17 protein-coding genes are annotated in these 18603 nt (G+C 44.4%); 15 read left to right on the plus strand and 2 right to left on the minus strand.

Annotation, left to right across the window (positions count from 1 at the left end; genetic code table 11):
- The first annotated feature begins 146 nt into the window (after positions 1 to 146).
- From LRR81_RS14125 to LRR81_RS14140, 4 genes are all read left to right on the plus strand, one after another.
- Positions 147 to 1067, plus strand: coding sequence for an ABC transporter ATP-binding protein (locus LRR81_RS14125; RefSeq protein ID WP_231790026.1), 921 nt, complete (start codon positions 147 to 149; stop codon positions 1065 to 1067).
- The gene (locus LRR81_RS14130) at positions 1064 to 2152 is read left to right on the plus strand and encodes an ABC transporter permease (RefSeq protein ID WP_231790027.1); all 1089 of its coding nucleotides are present in this window, start codon (positions 1064 to 1066) and stop codon (positions 2150 to 2152) included. Before LRR81_RS14125 ends, LRR81_RS14130 begins: the two co-directional genes overlap by 4 nt.
- 85 nt (positions 2153 to 2237) lie before the next feature.
- The gene (locus tag LRR81_RS14135; RefSeq protein WP_231790028.1) at positions 2238 to 5384 is read left to right on the plus strand and encodes a DEAD/DEAH box helicase; all 3147 of its coding nucleotides are present in this window, start codon (positions 2238 to 2240) and stop codon (positions 5382 to 5384) included.
- Between the two features lie 170 nt (positions 5385 to 5554).
- The gene (locus LRR81_RS14140) at positions 5555 to 5917 is read left to right on the plus strand and encodes a DUF805 domain-containing protein (protein WP_231790029.1); all 363 of its coding nucleotides are present in this window, start codon (positions 5555 to 5557) and stop codon (positions 5915 to 5917) included.
- Positions 5918 to 5959: 42 nt separating this feature from the next.
- Here the strand turns inward: LRR81_RS14140 and LRR81_RS14145 are convergent, their stop codons facing one another.
- Positions 5960 to 6274, minus strand: a complete 315-nt coding sequence (locus LRR81_RS14145; RefSeq protein ID WP_231790030.1) for a heme oxygenase — start codon at positions 6272 to 6274, stop codon at positions 5960 to 5962.
- Positions 6275 to 6539: 265 nt separating this feature from the next.
- Here LRR81_RS14145 and LRR81_RS14150 point away from each other — a divergent pair, with 265 nt between their 5' ends.
- Both LRR81_RS14150 and LRR81_RS14155 read left to right on the plus strand, forming a co-directional pair.
- Positions 6540 to 7175: a nitroreductase family protein gene (locus LRR81_RS14150; protein ID WP_231790031.1), complete on the plus strand. Its 636-nt coding sequence runs from the start codon at positions 6540 to 6542 to the stop codon at positions 7173 to 7175.
- Between the two features lie 33 nt (positions 7176 to 7208).
- The gene (locus LRR81_RS14155) at positions 7209 to 7505 is read left to right on the plus strand and encodes a putative quinol monooxygenase (RefSeq protein WP_231790032.1); all 297 of its coding nucleotides are present in this window, start codon (positions 7209 to 7211) and stop codon (positions 7503 to 7505) included.
- 49 nt (positions 7506 to 7554) lie between these two features.
- Here LRR81_RS14155 and LRR81_RS14160 read toward each other — a convergent pair whose 3' ends face one another.
- Positions 7555 to 8463 carry a Gfo/Idh/MocA family protein gene (locus LRR81_RS14160; protein ID WP_231790033.1) on the minus strand — a complete coding sequence of 303 codons (909 nt, stop codon included), beginning with the start codon at positions 8461 to 8463 and terminating at the stop codon, positions 7555 to 7557.
- A gap of 372 nt (positions 8464 to 8835) precedes the next feature.
- On the opposite strand from LRR81_RS14160, the gene LRR81_RS14165 reads away from it, so the two are divergent.
- From LRR81_RS14165 to LRR81_RS14205, 9 genes are all read left to right on the plus strand, one after another.
- A complete protein-coding gene (locus LRR81_RS14165) occupies positions 8836 to 9885 on the plus strand; it encodes a glycoside hydrolase family 43 protein (protein ID WP_231790034.1) in 1050 nt (349 codons plus the stop codon).
- Between the two features lies 1 nt (position 9886).
- On the plus strand, positions 9887 to 11134 hold the full coding sequence (locus LRR81_RS14170; protein ID WP_231790035.1) for an extracellular solute-binding protein: 1248 nt from the start codon (positions 9887 to 9889) through the stop codon (positions 11132 to 11134).
- 95 nt (positions 11135 to 11229) lie between these two features.
- Positions 11230 to 12150 (plus strand): carbohydrate ABC transporter permease, encoded by a 921-nt coding sequence (locus LRR81_RS14175; RefSeq protein WP_331716343.1) that lies wholly within the window; start codon positions 11230 to 11232, stop codon positions 12148 to 12150.
- Between the two features lie 12 nt (positions 12151 to 12162).
- Positions 12163 to 12999, plus strand: coding sequence for a carbohydrate ABC transporter permease (locus LRR81_RS14180; RefSeq protein ID WP_231790036.1), 837 nt, complete (start codon positions 12163 to 12165; stop codon positions 12997 to 12999).
- Between the two features lie 20 nt (positions 13000 to 13019).
- Complete coding sequence (locus LRR81_RS14185) at positions 13020 to 13430, plus strand: hypothetical protein (RefSeq protein WP_231790037.1); 411 nt, start codon at positions 13020 to 13022, stop codon at positions 13428 to 13430.
- Between the two features lie 16 nt (positions 13431 to 13446).
- Positions 13447 to 15246, plus strand: coding sequence for a glycoside hydrolase family 2 protein (locus tag LRR81_RS14190; RefSeq protein ID WP_231790038.1), 1800 nt, complete (start codon positions 13447 to 13449; stop codon positions 15244 to 15246).
- 70 nt (positions 15247 to 15316) lie between these two features.
- Complete coding sequence (locus LRR81_RS14195) at positions 15317 to 16306, plus strand: LacI family DNA-binding transcriptional regulator (RefSeq protein ID WP_231790039.1); 990 nt, start codon at positions 15317 to 15319, stop codon at positions 16304 to 16306.
- A gap of 11 nt (positions 16307 to 16317) precedes the next feature.
- On the plus strand, positions 16318 to 17505 hold the full coding sequence (locus tag LRR81_RS14200; protein WP_408631609.1) for a galactokinase: 1188 nt from the start codon (positions 16318 to 16320) through the stop codon (positions 17503 to 17505).
- Positions 17506 to 17530: 25 nt separating this feature from the next.
- A complete protein-coding gene (locus tag LRR81_RS14205) occupies positions 17531 to 18565 on the plus strand; it encodes an aldose epimerase family protein (RefSeq protein WP_231790041.1) in 1035 nt (344 codons plus the stop codon).
- Positions 18566 to 18603 lie beyond the last annotated feature (38 nt).

Raw genomic sequence — 18603 nt, forward strand, 5'->3', positions numbered from 1 at the left:
AAATCCGGCTTCCTTGCTGCTCCTCCCCGCTTAATTAAAAGTAAATCACCAATTTTTAAAGGATAAACTCATTCATCAAAGAATAAATACCAGTATCAAAACTTATTTGGGGCAGCAGCAAGCTGCCCCTTTCGGAGTGTGAAAAAATGGCAGAGACCATCATCCATGTGAACGGGCTCATTAAAAAGTACGGCAATTTTACCGCGGTAAATGGAATTGATTTTGAGGTGGAAAAAGGCGAGGTTTTCGGCGTGCTTGGACCGAACGGGGCAGGCAAAACGACGACACTGGAAATGCTTGTCGGCCTCCGTAAGCCTGATGGCGGGGCGGCGGATATCGGCGGATATGATGTTGTCAGGGATTTGAAAAAAGTGAAAGAAGTCATCGGTGTTCAGCTGCAGTCGACAACGCTTTTTGAGCTGCTGACAGTAGAAGAGATTCTTGTCCTGTATGCGAGCTTTTATAAAAAGCATGTTCCGATCCATCCGCTGATTGAGGATATGATTTTAACTGACAAAACCAAGAGCCGTATTAAAAGCTTGTCAGGCGGGCAAAAGCAGCGGCTCGCGATTGCCCTTGCACTTGTGCATGATCCGTGGATTATTTTTCTTGATGAACCGACAACTGGCCTTGATCCTCAAGCGAGGAGAACGCTTTGGGATATTATTTTCAAGCTGAAGGAAAAAGGGAAAACAGTCGTCCTGACAACGCACTATATGGATGAAGCCCATGTATTGTGCGATCGGATAGCGATCATGGATCAGGGTCATCTAATCGCGCTTGATACGCCTGCGGCACTGGTAAAAAGCCTGCATTCCGAGAATGCGGTCGAGTTCAGGTTTGAAAAGGAAGCGGATATTGATCTGGAACAGCTGCACGGGGTGAAGCAGGTCGGTACACAGAAGGATGCGACGGTCCTTTATACAGACGATCTTCAAGGAACGCTCACAAGCCTGATTCAGACGGCAGACAGCAAGGGCTTGAAAATTGCGGACCTCCAGGTGCGGACGGCGACGCTTGAAGATGTGTTCATTCATATGACGGGAAGGAGCTTGAGAGAAGCATGAAGGCATACTGGCAGTTAACGTTAACCCAGCTGAGGATTTTCCTCCGAAATCGCCAGGTGCTGTTCTGGACCTTGGCCTTTCCCATCTTTCTTATGGTCATGCTCGGCTCCTTTTTAGGAAGCGGCAATAATCTCTCCGTGACGGCTGGGGTAGTTAACCAGGATCAAACACCGCAGTCGAAAGCTTTCACAGACGCACTGAAAAAGAATAAAGCGCTCAAAATTCAAGAGGTGAAGGAACAGAAGGCTGCTTTGAGCCAAGTAAAAAACGGAAGTCTTCAGCTGGCTCTGGTGATTCCGAAGGGCTATGCAGAAAATCAAGGAAAGGGTACGCCGTTTAAACTTCCGGTCTATTATGATGAAACAAACGCGAACGTTTCACAGGTCGGACTGCAGCTTGTCAACGGAACAGTCGATCAGATCAGCAAAGCGCAGACGGCCTATAAGCCGACGGTTGTCACTGAGGCGAAAGGCGTTGAAACACTGAACCTAAAATACGTCGACTTCCTTGTTCCTGGGATTGTCGCGATGATGATCATGAGCAACAATATGAACGGTGTTGCAGGGCAGATTGCTTCCTGGAGAGAGCGCGGCATTTTGAGAAGAATGCAGGGCACGACATTGAAGGCGTCTACCTTTATTGCCGCGCAGATAACAGCAAGGCTTATGCTGAACGGCCTGCAGGCATTGCTTGTCCTGATTGTGGCTCAGCTGTTTTTCGGCGTCGGGGTCAGCGGCTCATGGCTTACGCTGATCAGCTTCGTGATTGTCGGGACCCTTGCTTTTATGGCCATTGGCTTTATTATTGCGAGCATTGCCAAGACACCAGAAAGTGCCGGCCCGATTGCCGGATTCCTGTCCTTTCCGATGCTGTTTCTCGGCGGTGTATTTTTCCCGATTCAAAACATGCCGGAATTTCTTCAGCCGATCGTTTATGTTCTCCCGATCTCTCATCTCAGCCATGCTTTAAGGGAAGTCATGAATGTCGGCGCCTCCTTCTTTTCGCTTGGAACAGAGTTCCTCATTTTAGCGTGCTGGGCAGTTGGGGCATTCATTGCAGCAAGCTTTACATTTAAGTGGGAATAGCAGGACAAAATGGTATGATAAGAACAGAACCTGAATGAAGGTTCTGTTTTTTGCATTCTTGAAACCCTGCAAAGGAGCAAGAGAGTTGAAGATCCAACTAACGAAAAAAATAATAGAAGACCGGTGCGGCCGCGTCTCCATGAAAACAGGAGAAGCGCTCTGCCGTTCCAATAAAATAGAATTTGAAGCCTATCGCGATGAGGAATGCGAAGCAAAGGTTATGACGACAGAAGCTTTCCATGTTTCCGTTAAGGCTGAACCCGGCGGGGAGCTGAAGACGGCCTGCAGCTGTCCAAAGCTTGTCTCCTTTAGGCGGGATTGCCAGCATATTGCAGCTGTGCTGCTGGCTGTTCATGAGCATCAGTCACATGGCAGTATCCCAAGCATTGCAAAGGAGCCTGTCCCTGTTCCGGATGACGGCCTTTCAGATGGCTTATTGGCCGCGTTCAGCACGCGCATGAAACGCTCAAGCGAGCAGAACTATTTCGAACAGCGAGAAGTGCTGAAGGCCGTTTTTCTTCTGGAGCCTGTCCAGCAGAATGAGGGCACTTATTTTCAGCTTGTGCTGTCTGTTGAATCCATCAGGATTGCAAGCATAGAGGCATTTTTGAGCCAGCTGAATGGGGATCAGGCTATAAAGCTTTCGCCTTCTTTCACTTTCTCACCTGAGCAGCATTGTTTTTCAAGAGAGACGGATGCGGTATTTCAGGAGCTGATGCTGATTGCTGAGGAGGAGAATGCTGATGGCGGTTTGATTCTGCAGCCTGCCGCTTGGAGCAGCCTTCTCAAGGCTCTGACTGTAGCTCCTGAGGTTTATATTCAGCAAAACAGAAGGATGGAGAATTTCAGGCTTTCTTATGAAAAGCTTCCGCTGTTCTTTGATTTGTATGAAGCTCCCGGAGGATATGAGCTGAAGGCAGACGGGCTCGGTAAAATCCTGCTTCTCAAGCCATATCGGGCAGTCCAGTGCGGGGGAACGCTATACCCGCTTGAAGAAGAAGACTTCGCCAGGCTTGCGGAAATTCGCCGTGTGCTGGATGCTTCGGACAGAAAAATCCTCCGCATTCCGCCTGCACAGATTCAAATTTATTTGGACAAGGTCGTACCAGGCTTAAAAAGACTCGGCGAAGTCACGCTTTCAGAAAATCTTTCAAGGCAGAAAGAAGAAGTAAAGTTCACGGCAAAGCTCTATCTGGACCGAATGAAGAACAGGCTGCTCGCAGGCCTTGAATTTCATTACGGCAGCATCGTTTTTAATCCGCTGAATGAAAAGGATATCCAGTCGCTTGCAGCACTGATCCGCTATACAGAGCAGGAGGATATCATCCTGAAACTGATGGAGGAAAGCTCTTTTGCCAGGACGGAAAGCGGCTATTTTCTGCAAAATGAGCTGCTGGAATACGAGTTTCTGTACGAGGTGCTTCCAAAGCTTGAGAAATTTGTGAAAGTGTACGCGACAACAGCTGTCAGGCTCCGGATTTTCAAAGAAAACCGCCCGCCGAAAATCCGGGTATTTGGGAATAAAGAGCGGACAAACTGGCTGGAATTTAAATTTGATCTGGATATTCCGGAGATGGAAATCCGCAAAGTGCTCAAAGCGCTTCAGGAAAAGCAGAAATATTACCGCCTGAAAAGCGGGGCGCTGTTATCTCTTGAAACAAGAGAGTACAAAGAAATTCAGCGGTTTTTAGCGGCAGCGCCAATTCAGGAAGAAGACTGGGAAAAAGAGCTTGAAGTGCCTTATATCAAAGGCTTGCAGCTTTTGGATGCAGCAGCTTCTGATATTGTCGAAATACAAGCTTCGTTTCATGAAAAGCTAAAAAGCCTGCTTGCACCAGAAGGACTGTCCTTCCAGGTTCCAGAAAAGCTTGAGCCTGTTCTTAGAGAGTACCAGAAGCATGGCTTCAAGTGGCTGAAATCTCTTGCGGCAAATGGCTTCGGGGGAATTCTTGCCGATGATATGGGTCTTGGCAAAACGGTTCAGAGCATCGCCTACATTCTGTCTGAGCTTTCTGAGATTCGAAAGACAAATAAGCCTGTGCTCATCGTATGCCCTTCCTCGCTTTTATACAATTGGCTAAGTGAATTTAATCAATTTTCACCAGAAGTAAAGGCGGTCATTGTTGACGGCGGTAAAAAAGTGCGGAGTGAGCGGCTCGCCCTTAAAGCAGATGTGGTGATCACCTCCTATCCGCTGCTGCGGAAGGATATACGCGATTATGAAAAAATGAGCTTTCATACGGTCTTTTTCGATGAAGCACAAGCCTTTAAAAATCCGCTTACCCAGACGGCAAAGGCTGTTAAACGAATCCAGGCAGTGCATAAGTTCGGCCTGACCGGCACACCTGTCGAAAATGCAGGCGAAGAGCTGTGGGCGCTTTATCATGTTGTTTTTCCAGAGCTTTTTCTCGGCATCAAGGAGTACAGTAATTTGACGCGGAAGCAGATTGCGAGAAGAACACGGCCGTTTTTGCTGCGGCGCATGAAAGAGGACGTTTTATCAGAGCTTCCGGAAAAAATTGAGCTTACAGAAGCTGTCGACCTGCTGCCTGAGCAGAAAAAGCTGTATGCAGCTTATTTGGCAAAGCTCAGACATGATACGCTGAAGCATCTTGATAAAGAAACGATTCAGCAGAACAGGATTAAAATTCTCGCCGGCATTACAAGGCTCCGCCAGATTTGCTGCCACCCGGCCCTGTTTGTGGAAGGATACACCGGCAGCTCGGCGAAGTTTGAGAAGCTCTTGACCATTCTTGAAGAGGCGAGGCTATCAGGGAGAAGAGTGCTCATTTTCTCACAGTTCACAAAAATGCTTGAGCTGATCGGCCGTAGATTAGCGGCTGAAGGCAGGCCTTACTTTTATCTGGATGGCGAGACGCCGCTTGAGGAGCGGGTAAAGCTGTGCAGGCGGTTTAATGCAGGTGAGCGAGGGCTGTTTTTGATTTCGCTGAAAGCAGGCGGCACAGGGCTGAACCTGACTGGAGCAGACACTGTCATCCATTACGACTCTTGGTGGAATCCAGCTGTTGAAGACCAGGCGGCAGACAGAGCCCACCGGATGGGACAGGAAAATGTGGTCAATGTGATTAAGCTCGTAACAAGGGGAACGATTGAAGAAAAAATGAATGAGCTGCAGGACAGAAAGCGTCAGCTGATTAAAGAGATCATTGATATTGAAGATAAGCAGGCGTATGTGCTGACAGAGGAGGATATACGGGATTTGCTTAGATAATTTCCGGCACCTTGAGAGGTGCTTTTTTTATGGTCAGTAAAATTTATGTAAAAATTGTAAAAATAAGATATACATTCCTTTTTTATGGGTATTAAAGTACAAGCCGCATTTGTGACTTTTTTTATTAAAACAAGCCGGTAAATTACATAAGAAAGGATAGGAAAAAAAAGATGCAGTGGTATTTGGATGTGCTGAAAAACTATGCTGTTTTTAACGGAAGGGCAAGGCGGAAAGAGTTTTGGATGTTCACCCTTGTAAATGCAATTTTCATGATTGTATTAAGGATTTTAACGATGGTGGCAGCGGTTTTCTTTTGGATTAATGCACTTTATGCTTTATTTATTCTCATCCCAAGTATTGCAGTACAGGTGCGCAGGCTTCATGATGTCGGCAAAAGCGGCTGGTGGATTTTGCTGGCCTTTATTCCGATAGTCGGAGCGATCGTTTTAATCGTATTTGATTGCATGGAGAGCAAGGAATCACACAATGAGCACGGAACAGATCCTAAGCTTGCTTCTAACCCTGGTATGTAAAATAATAAAACACCTGCCGCGCCGGCAGGTGTTTTTAACATCCTAGGCCTCCAATGTGGAAGCCACTTCCGCAATAACGATTTCACTTCCTAAAATAGGAGACTCTCCTTCACCGGAGCTTGGACGGCTGTGCGCCTGCTTGAACGCATCGCTGTTTTTCCATGCCTGGAAGTCTTCTAGTGTTTCCCAGTACATATTCACGCTCATTTCATCATGCTCTGTCAGGTTTTGGGTAAGATGCACTTCTACTTTTTTGAAGCCTTTCATTTCCTGCAGGGCTCCCGGCTTTGTGAAGGATGGCGCCATTCTTTCTGCCATGCCTTGTTTCGTTTTGATTCGATTGGTCACAACAAACATTGTTTAATCCCTCCCTGAATCTTTTTTCTTTCTTCTTTATTCTATCTTTCCGGATCGCGTTTGCCAATTTTCCATTCTTCTTCATTTCCATTATTTGATAAAAGCAATAGAAGCTAATTAGTTTACAAAAAGAATCAAAGGGAGTATTCTAATACTCAGAAATACTTTGTACTTTTTAAAACGTTTTTGTACAAAATGTTGAGGTATAAATAACTGCAGCTTATTTAGAATAAGAACATATTTTTCAAAAGGAGTAATCACAACTATGACTTTCCAAAAATCAAACGATTTTAATGAAATCGTCAGACAGCGCCGTTCCATTAAAATGTATGACCCAGAGGTAAAAATCAGCAAGGAAGAAATGACGGAAATCCTTGAGCTTGCGACAAAGGCCCCATCATCTGTCAACATGCAGCCTTGGCGTTTCCTTGTAATAGAAAGCCCTGAAGCAAAAGCAGCATTGCTGCCGCTGGCGCGTTTTAACCAAAACCAGGTGAATACATCCGCAGCTGTCATTGCGGTGTTTGGTGACATGAAGAACTTTGAAAGCTTTGAAGATATATATGGAAAAGCAGTGGAAGAAGGCCATATGCCGCAGGATGTAAAAGAGAACATCTTCAAGTCCTTTTCAGGATACTTTGAAACCATTTCTGAACAGGAGATGAAAGACGTTGTCCTAATTGATGGAGGACTTGTCTCCATGCAGCTGATGCTTGCTGCCCGTGCTTACGGCTATGACACAAATCCAATCGGCGGTTATGAAAAAGACAAAATTGCAGAAGCCTTCGGAATGGATAAAGACCGCTATGTACCGGTTATGCTGATCTCCATCGGCAAAGCAGCTGATGCAGGACATCAATCTGTTCGTCTTTCAGTCGAAAAAGTGGCACAATGGAAGTAAGGATTTTCTAATAAAAAGAAGAGGTGACACTACATGATTATTATTCACGCGCTATTTCAAGTAAATCCGGAAAAACAAGAGGAATTCTTACAGGAGATTCAGCCTCTTGTGGCAGCGTCCCGCGAAGAAAGCGGAAATATTTCTTATGACTTGGTGAAAGACACTGACAAAGAGAATGTGTTCCGCATGATCGAAGTATGGCAGGATGGCCCTGCTGTACAAAGCCATAACCAAAGTGAGCACTTCACAGCTTTTACAGGCAAAGCAAAAGCGTTTTTGGCAGCGCCGCTGGAAGCAAAAATTTACGAAGCTCAAACAATGGGCATGTAAAGCAAAAAAGCACCGATTTTTCGGTGCTTTTTCTTTTTTACAGGATCTTTTAAGCATCAGGATCGATCATCTTAACAATACGCTCGCAAATCTGATGGGTTAAAAGGGAATCTTCTATAGAAGGATCAGGCTGCTGATTTTGCTGCACCGCATCAAGAAAAGCATCGGTCATTTGGTAAAATCCCCGTTTGTGCAGGGTCGGCACCCAGTCTCCAAATTTTGATAGGCTTGTTTCTTTATTGTGATAGCGTGTCGTTTCAACAAGGCTGTCTACCGTAAACTTTTCACTTTCTGTATGGTATTCGATGATTTCCTCTGTGACGCCGCCGTTCCTGTTCATAATCCCAATCGCAGTGCAGCCGTCTCCAATCAGCTGCACAATGACGTGATGAAGCACATCCCCATTCCTTAGAGCCTGCACTTTTACATCCTTCACTTCTGTATCCATCAAAAACCTAAGCGTGTCCACAACATGGATAAAGTCCTCTACGACAAACCTTCTAATATGATCAGGTGATGCAAAGCGGTTTTTCTGCATTAAAACAAGTCTTGCTTTGCCGTGCTCCTTCAATTCCCGCACCATCGGAATAAATCTTCTGTTAAAACCGGTCATGGCAATGGTGCCCGTTTCCATGGCCAGCTCAGCGATTTTCTTGGATTTGTCATAATCCAGCGATATCGGCTTGTCTATATAGACTGGAATATGATGCTTCAGCAGCTTTTCAGCAATCTCTGCATGCGCCTCTGTCGCCGTACTTACAATAGCAGCCTGAATGCCTTTGCTGATTAGGTCTTCAACCGTCTGCACCTTTTCCTGCACACGGTATTTTTTGGCGAGCCGTTCAAGTGTCCCGGAATTTCGTGTGCAAAGCACAAGCTCAATGTTTTCCTTCTCTGCCAGTACTGGCAAATAAGCTTTTTGTGCAATGGCACCAAGACCGATCATGCCGATTTTCATCATGCTCCCCCTCTTTCTGTCTGATAAGTAATTCCATTGTAGCCGGAAACAGCAAAAAAAATAAAAAATAAGCTTAAGCAGGCGCCCCTGGCTAACTTTTTTAGACACTAAAAAAAGAGAAAAATTTTACTAAAAAATAAAATGGTTATATCAGTTATTAAGTCTTCCATTTTATTGTTTAATAGAAAAAATCTGCAAAATATTTATAACTAATAGTTTAATAATCTATTGACTTATACAAAATAAGGATATATATTCTACATGTAGGAAAAAACTTAATAAAATTTTACCAAAACTTTATTTTTTGTTTTCTGTGTAAGCGCAACCATATATTCAGGGGGATTTACATACTTCATATGAAGGGGGCAGGTTTTGACTAGTTTTTTGAAAAGCAGGAAAACCATCATCATATTGCCAATTGTCCTTGTCATTGCAGGAGCCGGATTGCTCTTTTCTTTTTCCTTTAAAGAGAAAACGGTTTCTTATAAAAATCCTGTCGGCGGTATGACGAATATTGGAGATCCTTTTGTCCTAAAAACTGATGGGAGCTATTATATGTATGCCACATCAGCGCCAACGATCGGCTTCAGGGCCTGGCAATCCGATAATCTTGTTGACTGGGAAGAAAAAGGTCTTGTTTACGACCAGGAAAACCAAGCAAAAGAATGGGCAAGCGGTGACTATTGGGCACCGGAAGTCATTCATTATCAGAACAAGTTCTACATGACATACAGCGCCCGCAATGAAAAAGGACACCTGCAGATTTCCATAGCAGAAAGCTCGAGCCCCCTTGGACCTTTCAAGGATTTGAGCACCGAAATCATTAAGCAGGAAGGTTCTTATATAGACGGTGATATTTTCATCGATGATGATGGCACTCCTTATCTTTATTATGTGAAGGATTGCTCTGAGAATATCATCGGAAACACACACGTCAGCCAGATTTTTGTTCAGCAGATGAGCAATGATTTAAAAACGCTGAAAGGAAAGCCGCAGCTTCTTTTGCAGCCTGACCAGGAGTGGGAAGGGCTGGATGGTGATTATCAATGGAATGAGGGGCCTTTCGTTTTAAAGCATGATAAAAAGTACTACCTTATGTATTCTGCCAACTTCTACGGCAGTGCAGATTACGGGGTTGGATATGCCGTATCTGACAATCCGCTTGGACCGTTTGAAAAAGCGGAAGAAAACCCGATCCTTAAAAAAGACTTGAAAAAAGGTGTCTCAGGACCAGGACATAACAGTGTAACCACTGGCCCTGATGGAAAAACACTTTATGCCGTCTATCATACTCACACAGATCCTGAAGCTCCGAGCGGCGACAGGGAGATGAATATAGACAAGCTCTATTTTGACAACGGCAAGCTGAAGGTTTCCGGACCGACACGTTCAGACCAAAAAATAACCCTAGGGGGAAAATAGTGTGAAAAAGTTTAATCTAGCCTTTATTCTGCTTCTGACAGCTGCTTTATTGCTAAGCGCCTGCAGCAGCAAGAGCAACAGCACATCCGGCGGCAATGGCGGAAGCAAAGAAATACTGCTTTGGAGCAGCACAACAGGTCCTGATGGTGACTTAATTCAAAAAAATATCGATCAGTATAATGCAACGAATCCAAAGTACAAAGTAAAAATCGTTGCAATGAAAAACGATGTGTATGCAAGCAAATTGGCTTCTATTACACGCTCAGGCAAAGGTGTTCCTGATATTGCCCTAATCGCATCTGAATCTGTTTCAAGCTACCAGTCTCAAGGAATGCTTGATTCATGGGATAAATACATTAAAGGCACAAAGGTACAGGCTTCCAATTATTTAGATGAAGCTTGGAAAGTTGGTACAGTTGATGGTCAGCAATACGGCCTTCCTGCTACAATGGGCAGCTGGGTTATGTACTACAATAAAGATTTAGTTGATAAATATGCTCCTGGTGCTGCTGATGATAACATCATTACTTATGATGAAATCGAAAAAGCAGGCGCAGCAGCTAAGAAAGACGGAATCTACGCATACGGCTTTACATGGGGAATGCAAAACTTTAACAACCTCTATCTTCAAATGGGAGGCAAGTTCTCCGAAGGCGGCAAACCAACAGTTGACAACCCGACAGCAGTTAAAACAGTTGAGGAATTTAAAAAGCTGTATGACCAAGGCTATATGAACAAAAACGGCGAAGACATGAACAAGCTCTTCAATAACGGCAAAGTAATCTTCTTGCCTGAAGGCACTTGGATGCTTTCTCAAATGCAAAAAATCAAAGATTTCAAATGGGCTGAAACATTTACTCCGCAATGGGATGCAAACAATGTCATCCAGGGAAGCGGCGCAGACCAATTTGCGATGTTCAAAAGCAAAGAGCGTTCTGAAGATAAAATCAAAGGCATCGTATCCTTCATTGAATGGCTGCAGACAAACCAGGGCGAATGGATCAAGTCCGGTGCAAACCCTACAGCTCTAGGCATGCTGAAGGATAAAGAGTACACAGCAATGCCTCAATCCTTCTTATTAAAAACAGATGAAGCACAAAAAGCAGTTAACATCATTACAGATCCAGGCAGCTCTTATGTATTTGCTGAAATTGATGCCTCCATCTGGGATATGATTCAAGGAAAAGCCGATATTCAGGAAAGACTGAAAAAGGCCCAGCAAACAGTTAACGATAAAATGAACCAATAATAATTGAAAAGGGGGAGAAGTTTTCCTCCTTTTTCTTCTTTGCTTCAAAGGATATGCAAGCTTAATAAAATGCTTTTAATTATGAGGTGAAACACTTGGAACCTATCGCAGAAACGCAAGTACGTCCTAACCCTGCCGGTAAAAGAGGCAGAAAAGTCAACATGTGGCCTGTCCTTTTTGTCGGACCCCATCTTCTTCTCTTTATTTTATTTTTCCTTGCTCCTTCACTGTTCGGAATCTATATTGCCTTTACAAAATGGAACCTTTTTACCTCCCCGGAATTTACGGGATTCGATAACTTTGCCACCATTTTATTTAATAAGGAATCAAGCTTCCATGATCAGTTTTACAACGGATTAAAGAATACCTTCATTTTTGTCGTCATCACTGTTCCATTTTGCATTATCGTCCCGCTTTTGATTGCGACAGCATTGTCAGCAAAGCCTAAATTAAACAGATTGTTTCAATCTCTTTTTTATCTGCCGTCTTTGTTTGCCATCTCTGCTGTTATGATCGTTTGGAACTTCCTTTTAAGCGTGACATACGGCCCGCTGGAGAATTACTTTAAAATTTCAACGAATATGCTGGATAACCAGCCTCAAGGCTGGATCTCCCTTGTCATCGTAACCGTCTGGTGGACAATCGGCGGAAACATGGTCATCTACCTGGCAGCACTTAATGGAGTTCCGAAAGACTTGATAGAAGCTGCGGAGCTTGACGGAGCAGGGGTATTTAGCAAATTCTTCCGCATTACCCTCCCAAGCATTAAGTATCAAATTCTTTTTACAACCGTTATGACAACGATTGCTCAGTTTAACGTATACGGACAGCCGCTTATGCTGACTGGAGGCGGACCCAATGATTCTACAAGAGTTCTCCTGATGTATATTCAGCAAAATGCATTCGGAAGCGGAAATTCCGCTGCGGGAATTTCCTCTGCGATGGCCGTCCTGCTCGGTGTCTGCATCATGATTGTGTCAGCTATTCAATTTTACTTACTACGCGACAGGAATTAGAGGTGAACGAATATGTATCAAAATAAAAGCACAAAAATTATCGCTTTTATCTTTTTGCTGATCATGGCAGTGATTTGGATATTCCCAATTCTGTGGGGATTATTTACCTCCTTTAAATCAGAGGATGAGATTACGGCAGCAGGTGTCAGCTTATTGCCTGTTCACTGGAGTGTCAGCAACTACAGCCAGCTGCTGTTCAACAATGATTCAACCCCGATTGTTAAGTGGTTTACGAATTCCATGATTATCTCTGTCAGTCATACTCTTTTGACGCTTGTGGTGGTTTCTCTCGCAGCCTATGGGTACACCCGCATGGAATTCAAAGGAAGAAATTGGCTGTTCGGCTTTTTGCTTGCCTCAATGATGTTTCCAAGTGTTGTGAACTTAATTCCTTTGTACGGCATCATGGATTCGCTGGGATGGGTTAACAACTTTCTTGCCGTTATTGTTCCTGGCGCGGCTGGAGTATTCAATATTTTCCTTGTCCGGCAATTTGTACTCGGCATTCCGAAGACATTTGATGAATCTGCCAGAATTGATGGAGCAAATGAATTTCAAATCTTTTACTTAATTATTCTTCCGCTGATCAAACCAGTACTGACGGTTGTGGCGCTTTTCAGCTTTACGGCTTCCTGGAACGACTTCTTATGGCCGAGCATTGTGCTGAATGACGTGAATATGATGCCGATTACACCTGGACTTCAGCTTCTTCAGGGCCAATACATGACATATCCCGGCATCGGGACAGCTGGTGCTCTGATTGCCTTAGTTCCGACCTTTTTACTGTACATCTTTGCTCAAAAATACTTCATGCAGTCTATGTCGCTTTCATCAGGAGTTAAAGGATAATTGGAAAAGGGGTGTGTTAAATGAGCAGGTCTTTTGAACGCAAATTCATCTATGCTGCCTGTATATGGCAGCTCGTCACAGGCGCTCTCACTGTTTTTTTCTATCCTATCTATATAAGAGCGCATAGCGGAAATTTAGAAAATTTAAGCTTTGCTCAGCAAAAAGGGATTGAGTCGTACTTCAGCAGCCTTTACAGCTTTACGGTCACTTACGGGGTTTTCTTTATGGTTGTTGCAGTCATTAACTTTCTATTAACAAGGAAACTAGTAAAGGACGGGACTTTGCAATACAAGTTTCCTCTCTACCTTATTTGCCTTTCCGGCGTGTGCTACTTTTTAAATGATTATCTCAGCCTCGCCTTGTGCCTGGCAGCTGCAGTTATTGCTTTAGCAAAAAATAAGCCTCTTAAAACGATCTCATCCAATAATTAATAAAGGAGTCTGACATATGACATACAGAACAGAATATCCAAGACCTCAATTTGTCCGTAAAGAGTGGCTGAATTTAAATGGAGAATGGGATTTTGCCTTTGATGATCAAAATTCAGGGCTGGAAGAAAAGTGGTGCAAGTCCAATCAAGCTTTTGACCGGAAAATTCAAGTACCCTTTGCTTATCAATCACAGCTGAGCGGAATTCACGATCCTTCCTTCCATGACTTTGTCTGGTACCGCAGAGATTTCACCGTTCCTGCAGAATGGAATCATGATCGCATCATCCTCCACTTCGGCGCCGTTGACTACAGAGCATGGATTTACATCAATGGCCAATATGCCGGTTTTCATGAGGGCGGACATGTTTCCTTCTCCCTTGATATTACAGATCACCTGAACGGGGGCAGCGAGGTTCTGACTGTCCGTGTGGAAGACCCTTCAACAGATGAAACGATTCCGAGAGGAAAACAATTTTGGATAGAAGAATCTGATGCAATATGGTACACGCGGACGACTGGAATCTGGCAGACTGTTTGGCTTGAGCCGGTTCAATCCTCATCCATTTCTAAGCTCCGCCTGACACCTGATTTTGACAGCGGAGCGATTATCGTAGAATGCAGCACAGCGGGAGACATCTCCGGCAAATCAATAGAAATTGAGATCGATTTCAAAGGCGAGCAGATAGCAAAGGATACCTTGACGGTTTACGAGTCTTATACAAAAAGATCCATAGACTTGTATAATCGGAAAATCTTCAGAACCTCTTTCCACAATACCGGCTGGAACTGGACGCCGGAGGATCCGAACTTGTTTAATATAAAAGTCACGCTAAAGTCTGACAATAAGGTGTTTGACGAGGTACAATCCTATTTCGGAATGAGAAAGATTCACCAGGAAAATGGCATGGTGTATCTGAACAATAAACCGTATTATCAAAAGCTTGTTCTGGATCAGGGCTATTGGCCTGAAGGTTTGCTTACAGCACCGTCAGATGAAGCGCTGAAAAGGGATATTGAGCTGGCGCTTGAAATGGGCTTTAACGGCTGCAGAAAGCATCAAAAGGTTGAAGATCCGCGCTTCCTTTACTGGGCTGACCAGCTGGGCTTCCTTGTATGGGGAGAATGTGCTGCATCACCTTCTTACAGTGAGGATGCTGCAGCAAGGCTGACGAAAGAATGGATCGAGATTATTGAACGTGACTATAACCATCCATCTATCGTTGCGTGGGTGCCGGTTAATGAAAGCTGGGGTGTGCCGGCTATTAAGCATGATAAGCAGCAGCAGCACCATTCACAGGCGATGTACCACTTGATTCATTCCCTTGACCGAAGCCGTCTCGTTATTTCCAATGACGGATGGGAACTGACTGTCACGGACATCTGCGCCATCCACAACTACAACCATGGCACAAATGATGAAAAAGCCAAATATGAGGATTTCAAAGAATCTCTCTCAACAAAAGATAACCTTCTTTCTTCTATGCCGGCTAACCGCGGTATCTATGCGGATGGGCATGAGCATAAAGGAGAGCCGATCCTTTTAACAGAATTCGGAGGCATCGGATTCAAAGTTGGAGAAGACAGCGGCTGGGGCTATACATCTGTGAAAGACGAAAATGAATTTATTGAAGACTATCAGCGGGTAATGGAAGCCGTTTACTCATCAAAAGCACTGCACGGCTATTGCTATACTCAGCTGACAGATGTAGAGCAGGAAATCAACGGACTGCTGACATATACGAGGGAACCTAAGTGCGACCTTGCCGTTATTCGAAAAATAAATGACAGCTGGCACTTAAACACGTTGAAAGGCTGACAGCTCTGTTGTATAAAAGGATAGAGAAGAACTGTATCATTGCTGATTAAAGGCAGGAAAGGAGGACATGATGGCAACAATTAAAGAAATAGCCAAAAAAGCAGGCGTATCCATTGGAACAGTGTCAAGGGTGCTGAATTATGATGCTTCCCTCTCTGTAACAGATGATACGCGGAAAAAAATCTTCGAAGCAGCTGAAGGTTTAGCCTATAAAAAGAAGTCAGCCAAAAATGCCGCAGACTCCAAGATTGCCATTATTCACTGGTACACGGAAAAAGAAGAGCTGGAAGACTTATACTATATGTCTATTCGATATGGCATTGAGAATCGCTGCAAGCAGCTGAATATCTCCTGTGTAAACTACTTTTACAATGATTTAAAAGAAGTGGAAAACGGAAACTTTCAAGGTGTTATTGCCATCGGGAAATTCAGCAGGGAGCAGGCAGCAGAGCTTGCCGGGATCTCAAAGTATATTGTATTTGCGGATTTCAGTCCTGACGAAGACCTATATGATTCTGTCATTATTGATTTTGAAAAAGCATCGATTAAAATCATAGATTATCTGCTTGAGAAAGGCCATCGGGATATCGGCTTTATCAGCGGAAGAGAATCGTACAAAGACGGTTCAAGCCAAATCGAAGACCTTCGTGAAAAAACGTACCGGCTTTATATGAAAGAAAAACAGCTTTTTAATGAAAAAAATATTTATATAGGGTCGTTTTCAGTAGAAAGCGGATATCGGCTGATGATGCAGGCTATAGAGGAGCAGGGTGAACTTTTGCCAACGGCTATTTTTGCAGGAAATGATTTAGTTGCAATCGGCTGTCTCAGAGCACTTTATGAAAAAAATATTCCAGTGCCAAGCAGGGTAAACGTCATCGGCATAAACGATATCAGCGTTTCAAAGCATATCTTTCCATCGTTAACAACGCTGAAAGTGCACACTGAATTAATGGGAGAAACGGCATTGGATATTCTTATGGAGAGAGTTGCCGGAAGAACAGTCGCGAAAAAGGTTTTTATCGGAACAAGCCTTATTGCGCGGAACAGCAGTTTTTAAACAGAGGGGTAATGAAATTGGAACATACAGCATTAATAGAGGAATTCAGCGGCGTCTTCAAAGAGGGCAGCGAAGACGTTCGTGTATTTTTCTCTCCGGGACGCATTAACTTGATTGGTGAGCATACGGACTATAATGGCGGAAATGTCCTGCCGTGCGCCATTACAATAGGTACATACGGAGCAGCAAGGAAACGGGGGGACAGAATGGTCCGCTTATATTCCAAGAATTTTTCCGATGCGGGAATCATTGAGTTTTCCCTTGACGAACTTGTATTTAAAAAAGAACACAGCTGGGCGAACTACCCGAAAGGCATGCTTCATTTCCTGCAAAACAGCGGCCATCTTCTTTCAGGTATGGATCTCTATATTTCAGGCAACATTCCAAACGGAGCAGGGCTGTCTTCTTCCGCATCCCTTGAATTGCTGACAGGCGTGATCGCTGAGGAACTTTTTCAATTAACAATAGACCGAATTGATTTGGTTCAGCTTGGTAAAAAAACGGAGAATGAATTCATAGGAGTCAATTGCGGGATTATGGATCAATTCGCGATCGGCATGGGGAAAAAAGACACCGCGATTCTTCTTGACTGCAATACACTTGCCTATGAATACGCGCCTATTGAAATGACAGGCTGCCAAATCGTCATCATGAATACAAACAAGCGCCGGGAGCTGGCAGAATCCAAATACAACATCCGCAGAAATGAGTGCGAAACAGCGCTCACCTGCCTGCAAAAAGAGCTGTCCGTTCAAGCTCTTGGAGAGCTGACAGAGGAGCAGTTTGAAGAGCACCGTCATCTAATCCCTGACGAAACCGTTTACCGGAGAGCAAGACATGCCGTTTATGAAAACCAGCGCACAATCAAAGCGATTTCAAGCTTGAGAAACGGCAGCATAGAAGAGTTTGGCGAACTGATGAATCAGTCTCATCTCTCCTTGCGCGACGATTATGAAGTCACAGGCCTTGAGCTTGATGCCATCGTAGAAGCCGCCTGGCAGCACCCAGGCACACTTGGCGCCAGAATGACCGGAGCAGGATTCGGCGGATGCGCTATAGCCCTCGTTAAAAAGGAGCATCTTGATAGCTTTATAGAAGAAACAGGCAGGAAATACAGGGAAGCTTCCGGCTATGAAGCAGATTTCTATATGGCAAGCACAGGAGACGGCACGAAAGAAGTAACGGCAGCAATCTGCTAAGCCGCCAAAGAAGGAGGAATACGGAATGAAAGTTTCTCAAAAAGAATTCGGCAAACTCGGAGAACAAACCGTCACAGCCTATCACCTGGAAAACAGCAGCGGCATGACAGTCAGCTGCCTCAATTACGGCTGTGTGATTACAGACATTCAGGTCCCAGATAAAAATGGACAAACAGAAAGCGTTGTCCTTGGCTTTGATACGATTGAGGAGTATGAAAAGTACTCGCCTTATTTCGGAGCTGTCGTTGGACGCCATGCCGGAAGAATTGCCGGAGCATCCTTTACTCTTGATGACAAAACCTTCACCCTCGCCAAAAATGAAAACGGCAACCACCTTCATGGCGGGCAGGAAGGCTTTAACCAAAAGCTTTTTGAAGCAGAAGTGCTGGATCCAGCTGCCGTTCGCTTTACTTATAAGAGCCCTGACGGAGAAGAAGGCTATCCAGGCAATCTGACCCTTACCGTTACTTACACACTGACAGAGGAGAATGCACTTGAAATTTCCTATGAAGCTGTAAGTGACCAAAAAACAGTCTTTAATGTCACCAATCACTCTTACTTCAACTTGAGCGGCAATCTGAAAAGAGATACTTTGGAGCATGCCCTGACCCTGAAATCAAATGAATTCCTTCAGCTTGATGAAGAACTCATTCCAACCGGTGAAATCCTTCAGGCAGAAGGAACCCCATTTGATTTTTCAAAAGGAAGAAAGCTCAAGGACGGAGCAGAATCCGATCACCCTCAAAACGTGATCGCAAGCAGAGGATACGACCATCCTTTCCTGCTGGCGGAAAACGGCAGCAGCGAAATCGTGCTGCAGGAAGAAGAAAGCGGCAGAAGTTTGATTGTAGAAACCGATCAGCCGGCTGTTGTCCTCTATTCCGGCACACAACTTGAAGGCGGTTTTTCCATCCGCGGAAAAGCGGCACGGAAGTATTTGGGAGTATGCCTTGAAACACAGGGATTCCCAGATTCTTTGCACCATGCGAATTTTCCGGATGCGGTTATTGAGAAGGATGAAGTGTACCGTTCGAAGACGACTTATCGATTTGAAAACTAATAGGAAGAGCTCCGAATCTTCATAGATTCGGAGCTTTT

It is taken from the genome of Metabacillus kandeliae (assembly GCF_021166585.1).
Lineage (GTDB): Bacteria > Bacillota > Bacilli > Bacillales > Bacillaceae > Metabacillus_B > Metabacillus_B kandeliae.